The 18,471-nt window shown below is 70.9% G+C and carries 12 protein-coding genes; 5 read left to right on the top strand and 7 right to left on the bottom strand.

Going from position 1 to position 18,471, the window contains the following annotated elements; all coding sequences use genetic code 11:
• Positions 1–33: 33 nt before the first annotated feature.
• The 3 genes from J7I97_RS18580 to J7I97_RS18570 are packed head-to-tail and all read right to left on the bottom strand — an operon-like array spanning position 34 to position 4,062.
• Entirely contained in the window at positions 34–384 is a 351-nt protein-coding gene (locus tag J7I97_RS18580; RefSeq protein ID WP_214936260.1) for a hypothetical protein, read from the bottom strand.
• The gene (locus tag J7I97_RS18575; RefSeq protein ID WP_214936259.1) at positions 381–1,658 is read right to left on the bottom strand and encodes a hypothetical protein; all 1,278 of its coding nucleotides are present in this window, start codon (positions 1,656–1,658) and stop codon (positions 381–383) included. Before J7I97_RS18575 ends, J7I97_RS18580 begins: the two co-directional genes overlap by 4 nt.
• Complete coding sequence (locus tag J7I97_RS18570; protein ID WP_214936258.1) at positions 1,651–4,062, bottom strand: hypothetical protein; 2,412 nt, start codon at positions 4,060–4,062, stop codon at positions 1,651–1,653. The genes J7I97_RS18575 and J7I97_RS18570 overlap by 8 nt, the downstream gene beginning before the upstream one ends.
• 467 nt (positions 4,063–4,529) lie before the next feature.
• Here J7I97_RS18570 and J7I97_RS39935 point away from each other — a divergent pair, with 467 nt between their 5' ends.
• From J7I97_RS39935 to J7I97_RS18555, 4 genes are all read left to right on the top strand, one after another.
• Positions 4,530–5,459 carry a hypothetical protein gene (locus J7I97_RS39935; RefSeq protein WP_308369171.1) on the top strand — a complete coding sequence of 310 codons (930 nt, stop codon included), beginning with the start codon at positions 4,530–4,532 and terminating at the stop codon, positions 5,457–5,459.
• On the top strand, positions 5,381–6,163 hold the full coding sequence (locus J7I97_RS38590) for a hypothetical protein (RefSeq protein ID WP_308369172.1): 783 nt from the start codon (positions 5,381–5,383) through the stop codon (positions 6,161–6,163). The genes J7I97_RS39935 and J7I97_RS38590 overlap by 79 nt, the downstream gene beginning before the upstream one ends.
• Positions 6,164–6,223: 60 nt before the next feature.
• Positions 6,224–7,666, top strand: coding sequence for an APC family permease (locus J7I97_RS18560; protein WP_214936256.1), 1,443 nt, complete (start codon positions 6,224–6,226; stop codon positions 7,664–7,666).
• A gap of 177 nt (positions 7,667–7,843) precedes the next feature.
• Positions 7,844–9,544 (top strand): SWIM zinc finger domain-containing protein, encoded by a 1,701-nt coding sequence (locus J7I97_RS18555; protein ID WP_374195492.1) that lies wholly within the window; start codon positions 7,844–7,846, stop codon positions 9,542–9,544.
• Between the two features lie 512 nt (positions 9,545–10,056).
• On the opposite strand, the gene J7I97_RS18550 is transcribed toward J7I97_RS18555, so the two are convergent.
• Complete coding sequence (locus tag J7I97_RS18550) at positions 10,057–11,703, bottom strand: trypsin-like serine protease (RefSeq protein ID WP_214936253.1); 1,647 nt, start codon at positions 11,701–11,703, stop codon at positions 10,057–10,059.
• Positions 11,704–11,842: 139 nt separating this feature from the next.
• A complete protein-coding gene (locus tag J7I97_RS18545; RefSeq protein WP_214936252.1) occupies positions 11,843–12,367 on the bottom strand; it encodes a hypothetical protein in 525 nt (174 codons plus the stop codon).
• Positions 12,368–12,971: 604 nt separating this feature from the next.
• Between J7I97_RS18545 and J7I97_RS18540 the strand changes: the two genes are divergently transcribed.
• Positions 12,972–16,334 carry an ALF repeat-containing protein gene (locus J7I97_RS18540; RefSeq protein WP_214936250.1) on the top strand — a complete coding sequence of 1,121 codons (3,363 nt, stop codon included), beginning with the start codon at positions 12,972–12,974 and terminating at the stop codon, positions 16,332–16,334.
• A gap of 232 nt (positions 16,335–16,566) precedes the next feature.
• On the opposite strand, the gene J7I97_RS18535 is transcribed toward J7I97_RS18540, so the two are convergent.
• Positions 16,567–17,847, bottom strand: a complete 1,281-nt coding sequence (locus J7I97_RS18535) for a DUF6545 domain-containing protein (RefSeq protein WP_214936249.1) — start codon at positions 17,845–17,847, stop codon at positions 16,567–16,569.
• 13 nt (positions 17,848–17,860) lie between these two features.
• The gene (locus J7I97_RS18530; RefSeq protein WP_214936247.1) at positions 17,861–18,373 is read right to left on the bottom strand and encodes a toxin-antitoxin system, toxin component; all 513 of its coding nucleotides are present in this window, start codon (positions 18,371–18,373) and stop codon (positions 17,861–17,863) included.
• Positions 18,374–18,471 lie beyond the last annotated feature (98 nt).

The following is an 18,471-nucleotide window of genomic DNA, read 5'->3' as shown; positions in this document are numbered from 1 at the left end:
AAAGCACAACATTGCTGGCAAGTTGTCGGAACATCAGAAGCTCCCCTCGGTCTTCTCGGAGTCCGCGGACTTCTTCGACGGCTGCTCGGATTTCGGCGGTGCCTGCTGCTGCACTTGTCCCTGACCCTGCTGCTGTACGGGTGCCTGTTGTTGCACCTGACCCTGAGCCTGCTGCTGTACGGGTGCCTGCTGCTGCACCTGACCCTGACCCTGCTGCTGCACGGGTGCCTGCCCCTGCCCCTGCCCATGCCCCCTGGGCAGCGTCCAGAAGTCGTTGAGTTTGCTGGTCGGCAGGTCCGGCCCCTTGAGAACGTCGGCAAGCTCCTTCAGGGCCGCCGCAATTCTGAGCTGTTCCTGCTCCTGAGGGGTCAGTGCTCGGTTCACGGTCTCTCCTCTCGCACTACGTCGCGGACGCCCTGTCCGAGTCGCGTCATCCAGTCCTCGAACTCCGCCGCCACCGACTCCGCCGCCTCGGGCTCCGTCGCGGCTCGCCACCCCGAAAGGGCCAGCAGCCGGAGCCCCTCCGCGTCCAGCCAGTGCGGGGAGCTGTACAACGCCGGCCCCGCCTCTTGGGCCAGTTGCCTCAGCGCGTCGGGCCGCACCCGCACCGGGTCGACCAGGCCGGCCAGCGGCGCGCCGCCGAAGGCCCGCATGGGCCGCAGCAGGCACACCTCCGCGATGAGCGGCAGCCACGGGACCGAGCGCCGCAGCAGCTCCCGGTCACCGTCCGGCGCCGAGCCGATCCGATAGGTCAGCGTCCAGGCCCGGGCCAAGTCGTCCCACGGGCCGGAGCCGTAGAACCTGCGCGCCATCGCGGAGTTGAGCAGCACCCTCAGGTACGCCACGGGATGCGGATCGCCGGGCCGGATGCGGAAAACTTGCCGGGGCTCCCCGGCCAGGACGTCGTGGAGCGCGGCCACCGCCGCGTATCCGGCGTGCGCGAAGGCGAAGGTGTCCGCCGCGGTCTCCGACGCCCAGCCGGCCCATGTCTCGGCCACCTCTGGGTCGTCGGCGAGCGTGAGCCGCAGCGCGCTGGCGAGCTCCTCGTTCCAGCCGAGCGTGTGGGCGACTTGATGACCGGCCTCGTGCATCAGTGCTGTCGGGCGGTGCAGATTGTGCCGCGTGATCTTGATGGCGGCGGCCGGGGTGAGACCGCCCGCGTCCCAGAGGCGCAGCCCGGTTCTCAGGATGGAGGCGCCCATGCCCTTGTCGACGTACGTGAGTACGGGCGGCGTGGGCCGGCCGAGGGGGCCGAGCACCGCCTGCATGCTTCGGATCGCGAGCAGGTCGCAGGCCCGCAGGACGGCGGCCAACTTGTCCGAGGTACGGGAGTTCACGGCGTCGCCGTAGAAATCGAGGGCGGTCTCCACACGCGTGTAGCGCCGCCGGAATCTCGTGATTCTGCGGCGGAGTAGCTCCAGGTCGGCCCCGACGCGGGCGGCGCCCAGTTCCGCCGCCAGGACGTCGGCCTCGGCGCGCAGTGTCTCGACGGCCTCCGCGAGGTGCCGCCGAACCGCCACCCCCAGCTGGTGCTCGAGAGTTCGCCAGGCCCCGGCGGCGGCGAAGTTCTCCGGGTCGGCGAGCGTGCTGACGGCGCCCCTCCAGTGCCCGACCTGACGGGCCAGCTGGAGCCGCAGCGCCGCGACGTCGTCACGCACGCCGGTATCCGGGGACGATCTCCACCCGCGTGTCGCGCGGCGCACCGGCCAGGGCGGCGTGAAGAGGTGCGGAGTCCGTGGTACCCGACTCCCGCCGCTTCACGTGTGCGCGCAGCTCGTCGAATCCGGGCGGCTGGACGAGCTGGACGAGCAGGGTCACGCCGTCCGCCGGGTCCTCGGTGGCGGCGACGAAGGCCCGCCGGTCGCGGGCGAGGGCGCGGGAGAGTCCGAGACTCGCCCAGGTCGTCAGCCGGTCGGCAGCCGTCGGTGTCCCGCCCCGTCCAGGTCCGCCCTGCCCCGGTCCGCCGTGTTCGGGGCCGGTGCGGAGCTGTGACGCTTCGGGGGTCGCCTCCGCGACGCGTACTCGCCGATCCCGCGCGTCGGAGAGGGCCTCGCCCAGGGCGGCGCGGAGGGTGTGGCGCAGCGCGGCCAGCGTGACGGCGGGACTGTCGCCGCGGCGCAACGCGGCAGCCATGGTCTGGGCTTTCGCCTCGGGCAGGTGGAGCGCGACGCGGATCTCCTTGGTCCGGCCATCGAGCAGCACGGTCACCGGGGGGCCGGTCCTGCGCCGCGCAGCCCCGCGCGTCCCCCGGCCCGGCCGGGAGCGCGTGACGACGCCGGGCACCTGGACCGCGTAGAAGCGCTGACCGAGCAAGGGTGCGCCCGGTGTGCCGGGGAACCGCCCCCGATGGCCGGTGAGATCGTCCGGTGCGGCGACTTCCTTGCCGCCGAGTGCCGGATCACCGAGCAGCAGGCCGGCCGCGATGGGCGTGAGCGGGTGCAGCAGCTCCCAGGGCGCCTCGGAGCCGGAGTCCCAGCCGAGGAGGCCGGCCTCCGACCGGGCGATCCGGTCGAGCCTGCTGCCGGGCACGGCTTGGTAGAGGTGGATCCGCGCCCGTACCGGTCCCGCGGTGCCGAACCTGTCCCTGAGGTGCGAGTCGAGGGTACGGCCACCGAAGACACGTACTGCCCGGGCCAGTTGGGGGGTGAGGGTGACGTCGAAGATCCGCGCGCACTTCCGGTAGCGCCGGGGTCCCCGGCGGGGCATGGCCACCCAGGGCACGGCGGGCCGGGTGGCCTCGTCCGCCAGTCCGTCGGGGCGCAGCACCTCGTACGGGAAGCTCGTCGCGGCGGCGTCACGGCCGGCCTCCACCAGGGCGGCTTCCAGCAGCAGCGGGTCGTCAAGCGTCTCCTCGTCCAACTGCGTGACGTGTGCCGTGGCGTCCTCCACGAGGGCGGCGAGGGCCTCGGCTGCGAGGCGGCGCGTGTCGCCCTCGTGCAGGCCGTTCGCCCCGTCCGGTTCGCCGCTCTCCTCATCAGGAGCTTCGAGGGTCAGCATGCGCAGTCCCGCGTCCACGATGGCGCGGGACAGCGCCGGGGAGATGCGCGGGCCGACATAGGGGGCGATGAGCCGGCCCAGGTACGTGGCGAGGAAGTGGACCACGCGCTCGCGTCCGACGATCCGGACGCCGAGGCGCAGCGCGGCCACCGGCAGGAACTCCTCCACGAGCCGGGTGGGGTCCTGCCCTTCCTCCAGCCGGGCGAGCCCTTCGACGAACCGCTCCCGTCCCTCGTCGAACAGGGCGAGGGTGTCGTCCTGTTCGTCGTCGGCGGCCACCGCCTCGGCCGCGACCAGGGTCTGCAGTTCGTACTCGTCGGCGGCCAGCAGCAGTTCCGCGAGCGACGCGTCGAATCGGAGCTGGAGCGCCGCAGCGTCGGGCACGGTGGTCGGCACCGCCACGTCCGCCGCCGGGGCCTCGCCCGCGGTCTTCAGGTAGCGCTGGGCCAGTCGGCTCGCGTATGGGCGCAGTGCGGGCGGCAGCCGGTCGAGCGCCAGCCGCAGAACCCGCTGGAGCAGCGGCCGTACCAGCGGTGCCAGCCTCCGCAGCAGAACGGCGGCCGGAACCAGGCGCCCCGCGGCGGCGATGCCCTTCCGGGCAAGTCCCGCGGCGCGTTTCGCAAGTTTCTTCGCCTTCTTCTTCAGGGAGCCAAGGAATTCGTCGAAGGCGGCGGACACGTCCGTCATGGTGACCGGTACGGATTCGAGCAGCTCCTCGATCCGGTGCTCGTCCGCCACGTCCGGGTCCTCGGCCTCCAGTGCCGCGGCCATGCGTCCCAGTAGGTCGTCGGCGGATTCCTGCAGGGGCGCGGCCCAGGTACGCAGCAGCCGTTCCGCGCGCACCTGATCGGGTCTGTAGCCGCCGGCCTCCTCGGCCGGGCCGGGGACGATCTGCCGCAGGTGCGCTTCGCCCTCCTGGACGAGTCCCCAGAGCGCCAGGTCGAATTCGTCGTCGTACAGCTCGCCGAGCAGCGCCTGGAACTCCTCGCCAACCGGGTCCGTGATCTCGTCGCCGAGCTGATAAAGGGAGGGGAACGGACTGACGGCGTCGACGTACTCGGGCATGGGGTCTCCTCGTCGCGGAGCGACGGCGCGGTGAGCCCACGCCGATGCGGGTCGGCAACGCATGATCATGCGCTCACTGTCCGTAACATCTCTTCGCTCGCAATGTAGGGCGAGGCGGTGCGGCACGCGACTCGAGGAGCGGATGTCAGGTACGCAGACTCAGGCCCGGGCGAGCCCCCGGGCGGGCGGTGCATGGCCCGAGAGGTCCTCACAAAGGCGTTGGACATGCCGGTGAGTGATCGGGCAGGTCGCGAGGCCGAGGAAGACCAGCAGGAAGCTGCCGGCATTGCGATTCTTCGGTCGCAGACTTGAACAAGTTCGAGTGGAGTCTGTTCACCCACTCGGCACGGCTCACCCTCGACCACACTGTTCAAGTCGACTGCGTCCTGGCTGCATCACGAAGTCAGCAGCCGACCGTAACCGCTGTCCAATGGCGGAACCTCGGGCAAGCTGGCGGAGCGGGCCCGGTGACCGGCTCCGCTCGTACGCGGCCCGGACTCCGTCCCGGTCAGGGGCTGTCGCGGGCGCAGGAGTCGCCGCAGCACGCGGTGGACGCGAGCCGGGACCTCCGGGCCCTCAAGGCGGCCGCCGCCCGGCGCGGACTGCGCGTGGCGTTCGCCGCCGACACCCATCTGCACGCCGACTTCCTCTCCGGCGCTGTGCAGCTCGCCCACGACGACGGCGCCCAGGTACTGGCCTCCGCCGCCGGAGACCGCTCCTTCCCCCACACCCCGCTCGGCGACGGGGACGAGACGGACCTGGGCGGCCTGACGCTGCAGGCTCTGGCCACCCCGGGCCACACCGACGAGCACCTGTCCTTCCTGCTCCTGGACGGCAACCGGGAACTCGGTGTCTTCACCGGCGGCTCGATGATCGTGAACTCCGCCGCCCGCACCGACCTCCTCGGCTCCGACCGGACCGAAGAGCTGGCCCGCGCCCAGTACCGCTCGCTCCGGCGCCTGGCCGCACTCCCGGACCCGACCGCCGTCTGGCCCACCCACGGGGCCGGTTCCTTCTGCTCCGCCATACGGGGCGACGAGCGCACCTCCACCATCGGCGGGCAGAAGCAGACCAACCCGCTGCTCGCCGCCCCGGACGAAGACGCCTTCGTGCGGCAGCTGGTGGCCGGCCTCGGCGGCGAGCTGGCCCTCGCCCTGGCCGGCGGCGTCGACCCCGCTCGGATCGTGGTGCACGGCAACGCCAAGACGGACGCCGAACTGCGGACGGCCGTGGACGCAGGCGCCGGTCTGATCGTCATCGACAACTTCGACGACATCGACCGGCTGGGCGGATCGTCGCCGACGAGCAGCCCGTCCTGGTGCGTGTCACACCCGGCATCCGGCCCGACACCCACGCGGCAGTCTCAACCGGCCAGGAGGGCTCGAAGTTCGGGCTGACGCTGCCCCAGGCCCGCGAGGCCATCGCCCGACTGCGCGGCAGCGGCCGGCTGAGGCTGGACGGAGTGCACGTCCACATCGGATCCCAGATCCTCGACACGGAGCCGTTCGCCCGGGCCGTCGAGGCAGTGGCGGGCCTCGGCACCTTCGCCGTGTACGACCTCGGGGGCGGCCTGGGCGCCCGCTACACGTACGAAGACCACCCGCCCAGCGTCGAGGAGTACCTGGACGCGCTGGTCGACGCGGCCCGCCGGGTACTGCCCGAGGACGCCCACGTCATCATCGAGCCGGGCCGGTCCATGGTGGCCGAGTCCGGCGTGACCCTTTACCGGGTGGCCACCGTCAAGCGCGGCGAGCCCGCATTCGTCGCCGTCGACGGCGGCATGGCCGACAACCTCGAAGTCGCCCTCTACGGGCAGCGCTTCGAAGCGACCGTCGCCACACGCGTCGGCGGCGGCGACCCGTGCCACCTGGTCGGCAGACACTGCGAGTCCGGCGACACCCTGAGCCCGGACGTACCACTGCGCGACCCCCGCCCCGGTGACCTGATCGCGGTGCCCGTCACCGGCGCTTACACCTACTCCCTCGGCAACAACTACAACGGTGCACTCCGGCCGCCCGTCGTCTTCTGCCAGGACGGCGAGGCACGGGCCGTCGTACGCCGAGAGACATACGGCGACCTGCTGCGTCGCGACCTCCGCTGAACCGCCTCCGCCCGTCCGACCCGGCAGTCCACCCCTCCCCCTCCCCCGCAGGAGTCCCCCATGTCCTCTCGCCCGACACTGCGCCGGCAGATGCTGAGACGCAAGCCACTGCACACCTTCGCGACGGACGCGGACCGGGCGGGCGGGCTGCGCCGTACCGTCGGCCCCTTCCAGCTCACGATGATCGGCATCGGCGCCACCATCGGCACCGGCATCTTCTTCGCACTGGGCAGCGCGGTGCCCGAGGCCGGTCCCGCCGTGATCGTGTCGTTCGCGGTCGCGGCGGCCGCCGCGGCCCTCACCGCGCTCTGTTACGCCGAACTGGCCTCGGCCGTCCCGGTGTCCGGTTCCTCCTACTCCTATGCGTACGCGACCCTGGGCGAGTTCGCCGCCTGGGCCGTGGGGTGGTGCCTCCTGCTGGAGTACGCGGTCTCCGGCGCCGCGATAGCGGTCAGCTGGGGGCAGTACCTCAACGACTTCACCATGCGCCTCTTCGACTTCCGGATGCCCGAGGCCATCTCCTCGCCCGCGGGCACGGGCGGCGTCATCAATCTGCCCGGAGTCGTCCTGGTGGGTCTGTGCTGCCTGCTGCTGGTACGGGGCGCCAAGGAATCGGTCCTGGTCAACACGGTGATTGTCCTGGTCAAGCTGGGAATCCTGGCGCTGTTCATCGTGGTCGGCGCGACCGGCTTCGATACCGGCAACCTGCAGCCCTTCGCCCCGTTGGGCGTCGCCGGCGTCAGCACGGCCGCAGCCACGGTCTTCTTCGCCTTCATAGGCCTCGACGCCGTCTCCACCGCCGGCGACGAGGTCCGCAACCCCCGGCGCACCCTGCCGGTGGCCATCATCGGCGCCCTGCTCGTGGTCACCACCCTGTACATCCTGGTCGCCGTGGTCGGGGTCGGAGCCCAGCCCTGGACGGCCTTCGAAGGACAGGAAGCGGGCCTCTCCGCCATCCTCGGCGACATCACCGGGGCCCGGTGGCCGGCCCTGCTGCTGTCCGCCGGCGCGGTGCTCTCCATCGTCAGCGTCACCCTGGTCGTCCTCTACGGACAGAGCCGCATCCTGTACACCATGGGCCGCGACGGCATGCTGCCCTCCGCGTTCCGCCGCGTCAGCCCGCGCAGCGGCACACCGGTGTTCACCACCCTCCTGACCGGCGGCTTCGTCGCCCTCCTCGCGGCGGTCTTCCCCCTGGACCTGCTCGCCGACCTCACCAGCATGGGCACCCTCGCCGCCTTCACCGTGGTCTCACTCGGCGTGCTCATCCTGCGCCGCACCGCTCCTGGTCTCGACAGGGGCTTCCGCGCCCCGGGCTACCCGGTGGTCCCGATCCTGTCCATTCTCGCCTGCGGATATCTGATCTACGAACTTCCCCTCGACACCTATCTGTTGTTCGGAGGCTGGCTCTTGCTGGCCCTGGCCGTCTACCTGCTCTACAGCCGCAAGAACTCCCGACTGCAGACGGCCCCGGACTCCACCCGGGACCGGTCCCGAGTCTGACCGGCCGAAGTCGGTCAGCAGTTCGTGAGGGTGACGATCGCCGCCGTCGACATCGGGCGGCGGGCCGAGGACCGTCGCGCTGTCGAGCCCTCCATCCGAAACGGTCACTGGTTGAAGTACGGCCCCGCTCCCCCAAGCCCTTCACCGAGCGTGCCGTCACGCGGTTGAATGGCCGTTGTGACACACCGATGGGGATTCACCAAAGGCGATCTTCGCGAGCTGGCCGGGGACCGCTCCTACGAGCGTGGCCTCGGCTATCTGGACGCGGTGTCCCGCCTGGAGATCGAGGACGGGACCATCAGCGCCGCCGTCGAGGGCACGGACAGATACGAGGTCGAGCTGACCGACGACGAGGCTGGGGACGGGCCCGGCCTCACCGGCTGGTGCAACTGCCCGTACGGACTGGACGGCAACTTCTGCAAGCACTGCGTGGCGGTCGGCCTGGCTGTACTGGGGCAGGCCGAGTCGCTGCCCCGGCAACGGGCCGCCGCCCGCGGCCGTACCAAGGAATTGGACACCTGGCTGGAATCCCGCAGCCGCGAGGAACTGCTCGGCCTGGTACGGGAACAGCTCGCCGAAGACCGCGATCTGCGCCGCCGCCTGGAGCTGCGCGCCGCCACCGCCGGGGCGGACACCGGCATCGTCCGGGAGCGCGTCCTGAACCTGCTCGACACCAGCCCGTTCGCCCAGTACGGCTACGTTGAGTACGCCGACGCCCATGCCTACGGGCAGCAGGCGGCGGAGGCGGTGACCGCTCTGCGCGCGCTGGCGGCGAGCGGCCGGGCGGCGGTCGCGGTTGAGGTGGCCCGCGAGGCGCTCGCGGCGCTGGGCCGGACGTACGGGGAGATCGACGACTCGGACGGCCTGCTCGGGGAGGTGGCGACAGGGCTCGCCGAGGCGCACCTGGAGGCTTGCCGGGCCTCCCGGGCCGACCCGGTGGAAACCGCAGACTGGCTGGTGAACCATCTGCTGGACGATGGGAACGACGTCACCGGCATCGACCTCTTCGACTACCAGGAGGTGCTGGGCGAGCCGGGCCTGGCCCGGGCCCGGGAACTTGTGGTCGCCGCCTGGCGGGCCGAACCCAAGGGGTGGGCGGAGAAACACCTGATGGAACGGCTGCTCCAGGCGGACGGCGGCAGCGTGGACGAGTTGGTCGCGGTGCACGCGGCGTCTCTCGCCCCGAACGGCCACACCCACCTCGTGATCGCCAAGGAGCTGGAGGCGGCGGGCCGCCCGGCGGACGCCCTGGAGTGGGCCGAACGCGGCCTCCGGGAGACCGGGTCGGAGTGGGGCCCGGACGGCGAGCTGGTCGCCTTCGTCTGCGCACGGTACGCGCGGACCGGCCGCCTGGCGGACGTGGTCACGATCCGCCGCGACCTGCTGCGGGCCCGCCCTTCGCTCGCCGCCTACCAGGACCTGCGTACGGAGGCCCGTACGGCCGACGCCTGGGACGGCGCCGAGCGCACGGGTGCGCTGGAGGTACTGCGGGCTGCCGCTGCCCCGCCCAAGGAGGGCCGCTGGTACGGCGGTTCCGCGCTGGTCGACGCGCTCATGGACGAAGGCGACCTCGATGCCGCCTGGCAGGCCGCCGCCGAGGGCTACGCCGACCAGCAGCAGTGGCTGGCGCTGGCCGACCGGATCCGGGAACGGCGGCCTGCCGACGCGCTGGCCGTCTACCTGCGCTGGATCGAGCCGCTGCGCAAGCAGACCGGCGACGCCACGTACGAGCGCATGACCGAGCTACTGCTCAGCGCCCGCGCCTGCCACCGCACGCTGGGCACGGAGGGCGAGTTCGCCACATACCTGGCCACCCTGCGCGCCGACCAGAGGCGCAAGCGGAAGCTGATGGCGATGCTCGACCAGCACGACCTCTAACCAGTTGCCGGCCCGGCGCCTGGGCCACGAACCCGACCCAGGCGCCGGGCGGGACCGGACTGGGACCGATGCTGACCACTTGCTGACCTGGGGCCCGGAAGCATCGCCCTGACCGTTCACGATCACACGCCGGATGATCTATCGGCGCGTGCCCCAACTGTCCGGCCGGGCCCGAAAGCGGAGCGGAAATGGTGCACCGCCTCGGTGATCCGCGCCCCGCGCAGGTCGTCGCCGACGCCTTCGCCCAGACCGAAGCCCGCGACCCCGACACCTGCCCGGGGTCAGCCGTTCCAGGTGGCGATGGCGTCGGAGGCCGTGACGGTGAGGACGTCCTTGAGTTCGGCGAACGGGGTCCAGGTGCCCCGGCCCTGGCGCAGGTGAATGGGGGCCTGCCCGGCCCCCCGTCACGTGGTGGCTGTTCACGGCCGGACAGTCCAGCCATGGCTGTGCCCGCCCACCGCCCCCGAAGGAGGACGGGGGCGGGTGGGCGGGTGCGGAGAGCCGGCTCAGTATCAGAGCGTGCCGGCGAGGGCGATGGAGCCGAGCGGGGTGGCGGCGATGCCCTGGATCGTGGGCACGGTGACCGGGTTCGTGAAGATGGCGCCAGCGGTGTTGCGGGAAGTGTGCACGACCCGGTTGTCGCTGGTGGTGAATGCGATCTCGACGTCATGGTCGACGCCGGCCGCACCCACGGACTTGACGGTGATGTTGCCGAGGTGGGCCGTCAGCTCCTTGAAGGTGCTCCAGCCGCCGGTGCCGAGGCGGACGGCGTGGTACTGGCGGGTGCCGTTGTCTGTGGCGAGGACGATGTGGGCGGTGCTGCCCATCCCGGCCATGGCCACGGAAGAGATCGGGCCGGTGGCACCGGCGGCCTGAGCGACGTCGCCCCAGACGGCCCAGTGGCCGGCGGTGGTGCGCAGGGTGTGGTAGGCCTTGCCGCCGGTGACGGCGATGACCTGGAGCTCGCCGCCGGTGTTGGCGGTGGCGATCGAGGTCACGCCGCTGATGGGGCTGCTCACGGCGGCGACGTCACCGAAGGGGGCCCAGGTGCCGTTCGCGCGGCGCACGGTGTGGAAGACCTTGCCGTTGGAGACCGCGATCACCTGGATCTCGGTGCCGGTGGACACGGCGGACACCTGGGTGACGTTCGTGAGCGCGCCGGCCTCGCCGAAGACATCCCCGAAGGTGCCCCACGTGCCGTCCGCCTTGCGGATGGTGTGGTAGATCCGGCCGTTGGTGCCGAGCGCCACCACGTGGGTGTCGCCGTTGATCCCGGCGACGGTGGCCGTGCGGATGCCGCCGATGTTGCCGGCCTTGGTCTGGACGTCGGTGAAGCCGGTCCAGGCACCGTCATCCATGCGGATGCCCTGGTAGAGGGAGGTGCCCGCCTGGACGACGGCCTCGGTCTTCCAGCCGGCGGTCAGCGAGCGGACCTCCGCGGACCACGCGCTCAGGTTGTCGGCCCGTGCGGCGATGGCCCCGGTGCGGGTCTCGGTGGCCGGAGTGGCGAGGCAACCACCCTGCCAGGAGCGGCTGTTGACGCCCACGAGCTGGCCGGCCGCGTTGAGGAGCGGACCGCCGGTGTCGCCCTTGCAGATGGCGTCGGTGCCCTTCCCGGTGATGGTGACGGTGCCGGTGTCGGACGCGTTGGTGGTGAAGGTGCCCGTGTGGACCTTGTCGGGGACCCACTCGGTCTTCGTACGTCCGAACCCGGCCGCGGTGAGGTCGGTGCCGGCCGCGGGAACAGCGGGGGCGAACCTGGTCCACGGGAGACCGGTGGCGGCGGTGGCCAGGCGGGCCAGAACCAGGTCACGGTCGGTACGGGGCACGAGGTCGACGACCTCGACGGCCTTGCCGTCGGACAGCGTGGCGATGGACTTCAGCGCCGGCTTGCCGGCCGGCACCGAGGTACCGGGGGTGGCGGCGAAGCAGCTCGCGGCCGTGATGATCCAGTTCGCGTCGACCAGGGTCGCCGTGCAGCCACGGGAGTTGGCCTCGTCGCCGATGGTCAGCTTGACGACGGACTTGTACGTGTCGGCCGGGGCCTCGGGGCCGGCGATCGCGAGGGCGGGGGCGGCCGAGATCAGGCCTGCGGCGACCGCGGTGGCGGCGACGAGCAGACCGGTTGTCCGCGCCGGGCGCAGACGGAGTGCGAGCATGGTTCTTCCTTCGGTGAACGGGTGTGCGTGGGGAGGCGGTCGAAGTGCGTCGGAAGCACGTCGCGAGTGCAACGGACGGTGCTTCATCGACGGTTGTTCCTGTCGGTCCTGACTGACCCCTGCCAGTGCCGTACAGGCGTTACTTGGTGGTCCGGATCTCCATGAGCATGAACTCGCGGCCCTGCTCGTCGGCGCTCTCACCGACCGCGGTCCAGGAGTTCTTGTTCACGTCCCACGTCTTCTCCTCCTCGCCGACCTTCATGTCGACCTGGGCGGAGTAGTTGTTGCCCTTGACGGCGAAGACCGAGGGGATCTCCAGAGTCAGGTAGCCGCTGGTTCCGGTGACCCGGAAGCAGATCTTCTCCTTCTCGCGGGACCAGACCTCCAGGAGGTCGGTCGCGCTCGCACAGTCGGCGAGGAGGATGTGGCCGTCGCCGCGCTTGAGGGTGATGTTCTGCTCGGCGAGGATCTTGTCGGCGTTCGGGTAGCCGAAGTCCTCGATGGCGTAGCCCGGGCCCTCCTCGGCGATGGCCTTCAGCGCGGTGGTGTCCGTGACGGTCCCGCCCCCGGTGGCGCCGTTGGCGCCCGTGATCGCCATCCATGCGAGGGCGCCGGCCGCCGTGGCCGCGGCCACCGTGCGGACGAGTGTCTTACGTGCCTTCATCCCTACCCCAGTCGTCAGTTCCGGTCACTGACCGGAAGATGCCATACGGATGCGAAGGCTCATGTCTAACCAACAAGAGATGCGTCAAAGACGGGTGATCCCTCCTTGGAAGCCCCCAACTTCCTCCGGGATCCTAACCGAACACCCGGAGTAGAAATCAAGTTCTGAAAAACGAACGTGGCAGCCCATCAGTTGACTTTCTGCATCGGCGAACCACGTGAGGATATCCGTCACCAGGTGCCGTGCGGGTGGACTCGCCGGCAGCGAAGGGCGGTCGGCGGACCCCTTGGGCAAGTGATCCGGCCCACACGGGACCGAGGCGCCGACCAGGGAATACGTATCGCTTGGGGAGTTGATGTCCGATTTGGGTGGCGAGTTGGGCCGTCCTGAGGCCCAGTCAGAGGCAGGTTGAATAAACGGAAGTTGATTCTCCATCATCTATCGTCTAGCCAAAGCGATGTGTCCCGCGTAGGGTCATGCTGCGCACCTCTCGGACCTCGCAATGCGTTCCATGGTCCGGCGAATGAAACGCGACTCACACCTTGCTGCCCTGGCCACGCCGCACTTTTCGCGGCGCGCCATGCGCCGATAGCGAAGGACCGTTTTGGACACCATTTATTGGAGTAGGCGGCGCATTCTTGGCGCCGTCGCGGCCACTGCTGCCGTCGTCACCACTTCCAGCCTCGTTCTCAACCCCACGGCAGCCTGGGCCGAGACGCCGCCCCCGGAAGGCGACCCGTTCCGACTGCCGGACACCGACCGCGCCAAGGTCGTCAAGGCGTGGGTGCTGGGCGGAACGGCCGTTCGTGCCGCCGCCGCTGCCGCGTTGACCGGGTCCGACGCCGACGTGCAGAACTTCCTGGCCGTCAGGTACGCGTCGGAGACCGCGGTGGACAACCGCACCTCGCTCCTCAACAGCCTCGCGGCGGCCGGCAAGGGCACCCGTCGTGAAGCGACCGCCGCGCTCAACGGTGGCGACTCCGCCATCTCCGCGTTCCTGGCGGGCGGCTTCAAGTCCGCCCACGTGGAGGACCTGCGGGTGGCCACCGCCACGGTCATGGCCACCAGTGGGAAGGCCGTGACCAAGGCGGGCAACGCCGCCCTCACCGACGGCTCCGCGGCCGCGCTGGAGAAGTTCCTCACCACGGACCAGTTCACGGCCCGACTGGAGGACATGCGCGTCGAGGCCTCCAAACTGCTGATGCTGGCGGGCCCGGAGGTGCAGAAGTACGCCAACCGGGCCCTGTCGGGCACGGAAGCCGAGGTCGAGTGGTTCCTCGACACCGGCCAGCACATCGCCCGCGCCCGCGATCAGGAGCAGTCCAAGATCGAGGAGCTCGTCGCAGTCGCCACGCGCGAGGGCAAGACGGCCGAAGCGAAGACGAAGGAGGCCGAAGAGGCCTGCGCCCGGGCCGTGGAAGCCGCGGCCAAGGCCAAGGAGGCCGCGGAGACCGCGGAGGCCGAGGCCCGCTTGGCGGAGAACGACGTCGTGAAGGCCGCCCAGGCGGCCCGCAAGGCGGCCGAAGCCTCGAAGGGAGCCTCCGACGCGGCACGGATGGCCACCAACGCCGCGAATGCTGCGATTCAGGCTTCCCGTCGCGCCTCGAACGCCGCCATGGCCGCGAGCCAGGCGGCAGCCGCCGCGGGCAACGCCGCATCGCGGGCCTACAGGTCGGCCATCGACGCCTCCAAGAACGCCGCACTGTCGGGCAAGGCCAAGGAAGATGCCGCCTGGTGCCGGAAGATCGCCGCCCACGCCCTGGCCACGGCGGATCAGGCCGAGCAGGCCGCCAGCGCCGCGCAGAAGTGCGCTGACATCGGCTCCAACGCCGCCGGCGCGGCACGCCAGGCCGCCGCCACGGCGGAGGCCGCCCAGCGATCCGCGGAGAGGTCAGCCGGTGTGGCCGGGGCGGAGGCCGCGGAGGCCCAGCGTCAGGCACAGATCGCCACCACGAACGCCCGGATCGCCACGAACGCCGCCGGAACGGCGCAGGCTCTCGCGAGCGCGGCCGCGACCGCGGCGCGTAACGCCCGCAATGCCGCCTACAGTGCGGCCGCCCATGCGATAAAGGCCGCGGAGGCCTGCGAGTGGGCCGTCACGTACGCCGGCCAGGCATTGGACTATGCGAACAAGTCCACCGAGTTCGCCAACGAGGCCACCAAGGCCGCCGAAAAGGCCACGGCAGCGGTCGTCGAGGCGATCAAGGTGGAGAAGGACGCGCGCGAGGCCGAACAGCAGCGACTGGACCACGAAACCCAGCGGGCGATCGAGGAAATGCGCCTCTTCGCCCAGGCCGAAGCCCGCGAGCGGGCAGCGACCGAGGCGAAGCGCAGCCAGGCCGAGCAGACCTCCCAGACGACGAAGGACCTCATCGCGCAGGCCGAGTCGGCGCTGCGGGCCGGGAACCTGGCAGCGGCCACGGCTACGGGCCGCAAGGCGGCCCTCGCCGTCATGGACTCCCACGGCATCTGGTCCCGGGAGGCCGCGCAGTTCGCCCTGGCCGGCACGGACGCCGACATCCACGCCTGGGTCGACAGCGACCGGCAGATCGCCCAGCGGCAGGACGACCGCGAGAGCACCGTCCACCTCGCCCGGATCTCCCCCTCGAAGGTCGCCTTCGCCGCGACCGCGGCGCTGCAGAGCAGCGATCCCGACGCTGCGGCAACGTTCCTCCGCACCGGTGCCATCCAGGCGGCGGCCATGGACAACCGCGTCGTGGTCGCCCGCCTGCTGGCCGAGAAGCCCGGCCGCGCGGTGGCCGAGGCGGCCAACGCAGCACTGAGCGCCGGAACGCCCGAGGCGCTGTACGAGTTCCTCTACGTCACGTACGAGAAGGCGCAGCGGGAGGACGACGCGGTGGCCACCGCTGCCCTCCTCAAGACTGCGGGGCCCTACACCAAGGCCCATGCCCAGGCAATTCTCGAGGGCCCCGCGTGGATGCGCCGGAAGTTCCTCGCCTCCGCCCAGTACGAGACCGCACAGCTCGACCACGACTTCGCCACTCACGTCGCGGCCATGCAAGGTGCCATCGCCGCGGCCGCGAAGATCGCCGACAAGGCACAGGAGGATGCCGCCCGCGCCCAGGAGGCCGCGGCCACGGCTCGCAACGCTGCCACGGAAGCGAGGGAGTGGGCAGGGAAGGCGGAGGCGGCGGCCGCTCGAGCCGTCACCTCCGCGCAGCAGGCGAACACTTACGCGGACCAGGCCGAAGCATCCGCCCGTAACGCCCAGGCCTCGGCCGACCAGGCGAAGCAGGCAGCGGCCACCGCCCGCTTCGCCGCCCGCTCGGCGAACTACTCCGCCAACCAGGCCATCACGTCCGCTCGGAGCGCGCTCACCTCCGCCGCCAACGCGAAGGCGTACGCGACTCAGGCCCGCGCCTCCGCGATCCTGGCGGGCAAGAACGCGATCGAAGCGGCCACCGCAGCCAGCGAGGCTCACCTGGAGGCGAAGCTGAAGCGGGAGGCCGAAGACAGGGCGGCGGCCGAATACGCAGCGAAGGAGATAGCGGCGGCCGAGGCTGCCAAGACGAACCTGGCCGACGCCCCCGAGCACGACAAGGTCAGGTGGGGCATACCCACGTCGGAGTGGAAGGACTGGGCCCATGACACCCATGAACTGGCCTTCTACACCGCCGTGGGCAGCGTGGCAGCCGGTGTCGCCGGTGTGCTCGCCGGCTTGACCGTTGCCGGTATTCCCCTCGCCATGGAACTTGCGGGGGTGGCCATCGTCCTGAGCGTGACCACTGTCGTCCTCGACTTCGCGACCGCGTTCTTCACCGGTATGGGCTACGGATTCGACAGCAAGGAGTTCTGGCAGTCCCTCGGAGTCGCGGGGCTCAGCCTCATCACCATGGGGAAGGCGAGGCTGATCAGCAAGATTCCCGGAGTCTCCCACGTCGCCAAGGAGCTCACGAGTGCCGCGTATGACGGCTTCGGGGCGATCGTCAACCGGCTGATTCACTGACGCGGTGACGGACTGAAACACCCTGTGGGGCCGGCGGCAGAGATGCCGTCGGCCCCCTTAACCTCTGGGCCACCGAGAGCTGGAACAGCGCCGGAGCGTACGCCGCCCTCGACGGCAATGCCCTCGTCGTCCACGCGCAGGACGGCGGCACCCGCTGGGCGGCTCCACCTTCCGCGGCACGCAACCGCTGCCTGGATCTGACAAGGTGGCGGCCTGACCCACAGGCCGCCACCTAGGCGGCCTCCATGCCGGCGGCCCCGTCCGGCGACTGCCCGGAGGGGTGCCGGTCCGGACTCGGGGAATCTGCCGCTCCGGCAGGAGCCCCGTGCGGCATGACGGCCAGGGCCGGAAGAGCCCGGGAGATGCCGACCAGAAGGTCGCGGTACTTGGCTTCGGCGGCCCGCAGCGCCCGAACCGCCGCCACGCCCTGCTCCTTGTCGGCGGGCATCCCGAGGGCGCGGGCGTCCGCCGCGGCCCTGAACATGGCGGCCAGGCCGAAGGCGACACTCTCGGCCTCCGTCTTGCCGCCCTCGCGGGCCCGGGCGTAGGCGTCTGCCCGTACCTCCTCCGAGCAGTACGCCCCCAACTCCAGCATCCGGTCGTGGATGTCGGTCATCCGGTCCGTGAGGCGCCGGCCGGGGCCGGCGTACCAGGGAGTGGGGAGCCGCATCCGGCCACGGGGACCGCCGACGCTACATATGGTCCGCCGCAGGGGGCCCAGGGAGCGCAGAGTCCGCAGAGGCCCGAAGACCTGTGGGGTGATCCAGGGTCCGACGATGGGGATGAGGAAGCCGACGGCGACGAGGAGGGTGCCGAGGCAGGCGAAGGACATGGCCGCCCGGTTGAGCGGTTCCCAGTCCCGGCCGCTCCAGGCGGCCACGACCGCGGCCAGCTTGGCCGTACCGTAGGTGACGTTGGTCAGGAAGCCGACGGCCAGGACACCGAGCCCGATGCGCAGCAAGCCTCCGGCCGGTGTCCTCCGCTCGGGGAACTCCCTGCGGATGTCGCGCGCCCATTTCCAGCACGCGGCGGCCGCCGCGGCGGCAGAGGCGGTGACGGCGAACAGGCAGAGCAGCACCATCTCGCGCATGAAGGGGGTGTTGGCGTAATACGTCTCGAAGTCACGCTGCCGTTCGACCGGCGCCTCGCCCCATACGAAACAGCCGATGAGCAGGATGGTCACGACACCGTGGCCCCAGATCCAACGCCTGACCCGGCGGCGGGTGTGGGGGAGGACCTCCACGTCCTCGCGCCAGTTCTCCATGAGGACCCGGCAGGCACACGCGTAGGCGGAGAGGATGCAGTAGACCAGTACCACCGAGAAGTTGCTGACGCCGGTCATCTCGTTGACGACCGTGATTGTCGGGGGCGCCGAGAAGAAGAACGCCGCGGCCTGCAGGAAGATCACGGCGTTGACGCTGCGGACCACGGGGCTGTGCCAGCGCCTCACCAACGAGGGAAGTTTGACGACCAGCACGATGCCGAGCGCGGCGGCCGGGAAGTAGAGATTCACGTCTTCTCGCCCGTCATCCTCTGAGCGACGCCCAGATGCGGCCGGGCACTCCGCCGGAGGGTGTCGTGCTACGGCTGCGCTCCAGGTGGGGCCTTACCCGGTCGGCCAGCATCCGGCCGAACTTTTCCGCACGCCGCTCCTCTTCGAGGTCCGGCTCCGTACGGGCGGCGACGTGGGTGACTGCGTCGGCAAGGCTCCAGCGGTCCCCCAGCATGCGGGCTGCGGCCATCGCACCGGCCGCGCTGCCATGACCGCAGTGCCCCTCCTTGAGGTGCCACAGCTCATGCCCCAGTATCACGACCTGGTGCAGGGGAGAGGTGTTCGCCTCGAGGACGATCAGGTCGTAGTCGCCCATGTCCAGCCACAGGCCCGTCACCGTGTCCGGCGGGAACTCTTCGAGCATCAGGCGCACTTCGCGCCCGCTGCTCCGTGCCGCACACGCGCAGAACGCCTTCAGCAGCTCCACCGGTCGCTCGGGAACCAGCTGCGGCAGATCCATGATCAGCGCGTCGCGATACCGTCTCATCTCTCGCGAGACCCCCACCCCGTGCCACCCGTCCCTCGTGCCGGATGCACAGCCCCCCATGCATCGTTCCTTGCGCGTTACCGCTGGTGAGACGTGGT

Origin of the sequence: Streptomyces sp. ISL-87 (genome assembly GCF_018614095.1) — a bacterium.
Classification (GTDB): Bacteria; Actinomycetota; Actinomycetes; order Streptomycetales; family Streptomycetaceae; genus Streptomyces.
Note: the sequence above shows the minus strand (reverse complement) of the source record. Positions and strands in the feature narration are given on the sequence as shown.

Coding starts and splice junctions, on each gene's coding strand:
- J7I97_RS18570 (WP_214936258.1), bottom strand. CDS start 4,062: ATGCCCGAGTACGTCGACGCCGTCAGTCCGTTCCCCTCCCTTTATCAG.
- J7I97_RS18530 (WP_214936247.1), bottom strand. CDS start 18,373: ATGAGACGGTATCGCGACGCGCTGATCATGGATCTGCCGCAGCTGGTT.
- J7I97_RS18560 (WP_214936256.1), top strand. CDS start 6,224: ATGTCCTCTCGCCCGACACTGCGCCGGCAGATGCTGAGACGCAAGCCA.
- J7I97_RS18545 (WP_214936252.1), bottom strand. CDS start 12,367: ATGAAGGCACGTAAGACACTCGTCCGCACGGTGGCCGCGGCCACGGCG.
- J7I97_RS18550 (WP_214936253.1), bottom strand. CDS start 11,703: ATGCTCGCACTCCGTCTGCGCCCGGCGCGGACAACCGGTCTGCTCGTC.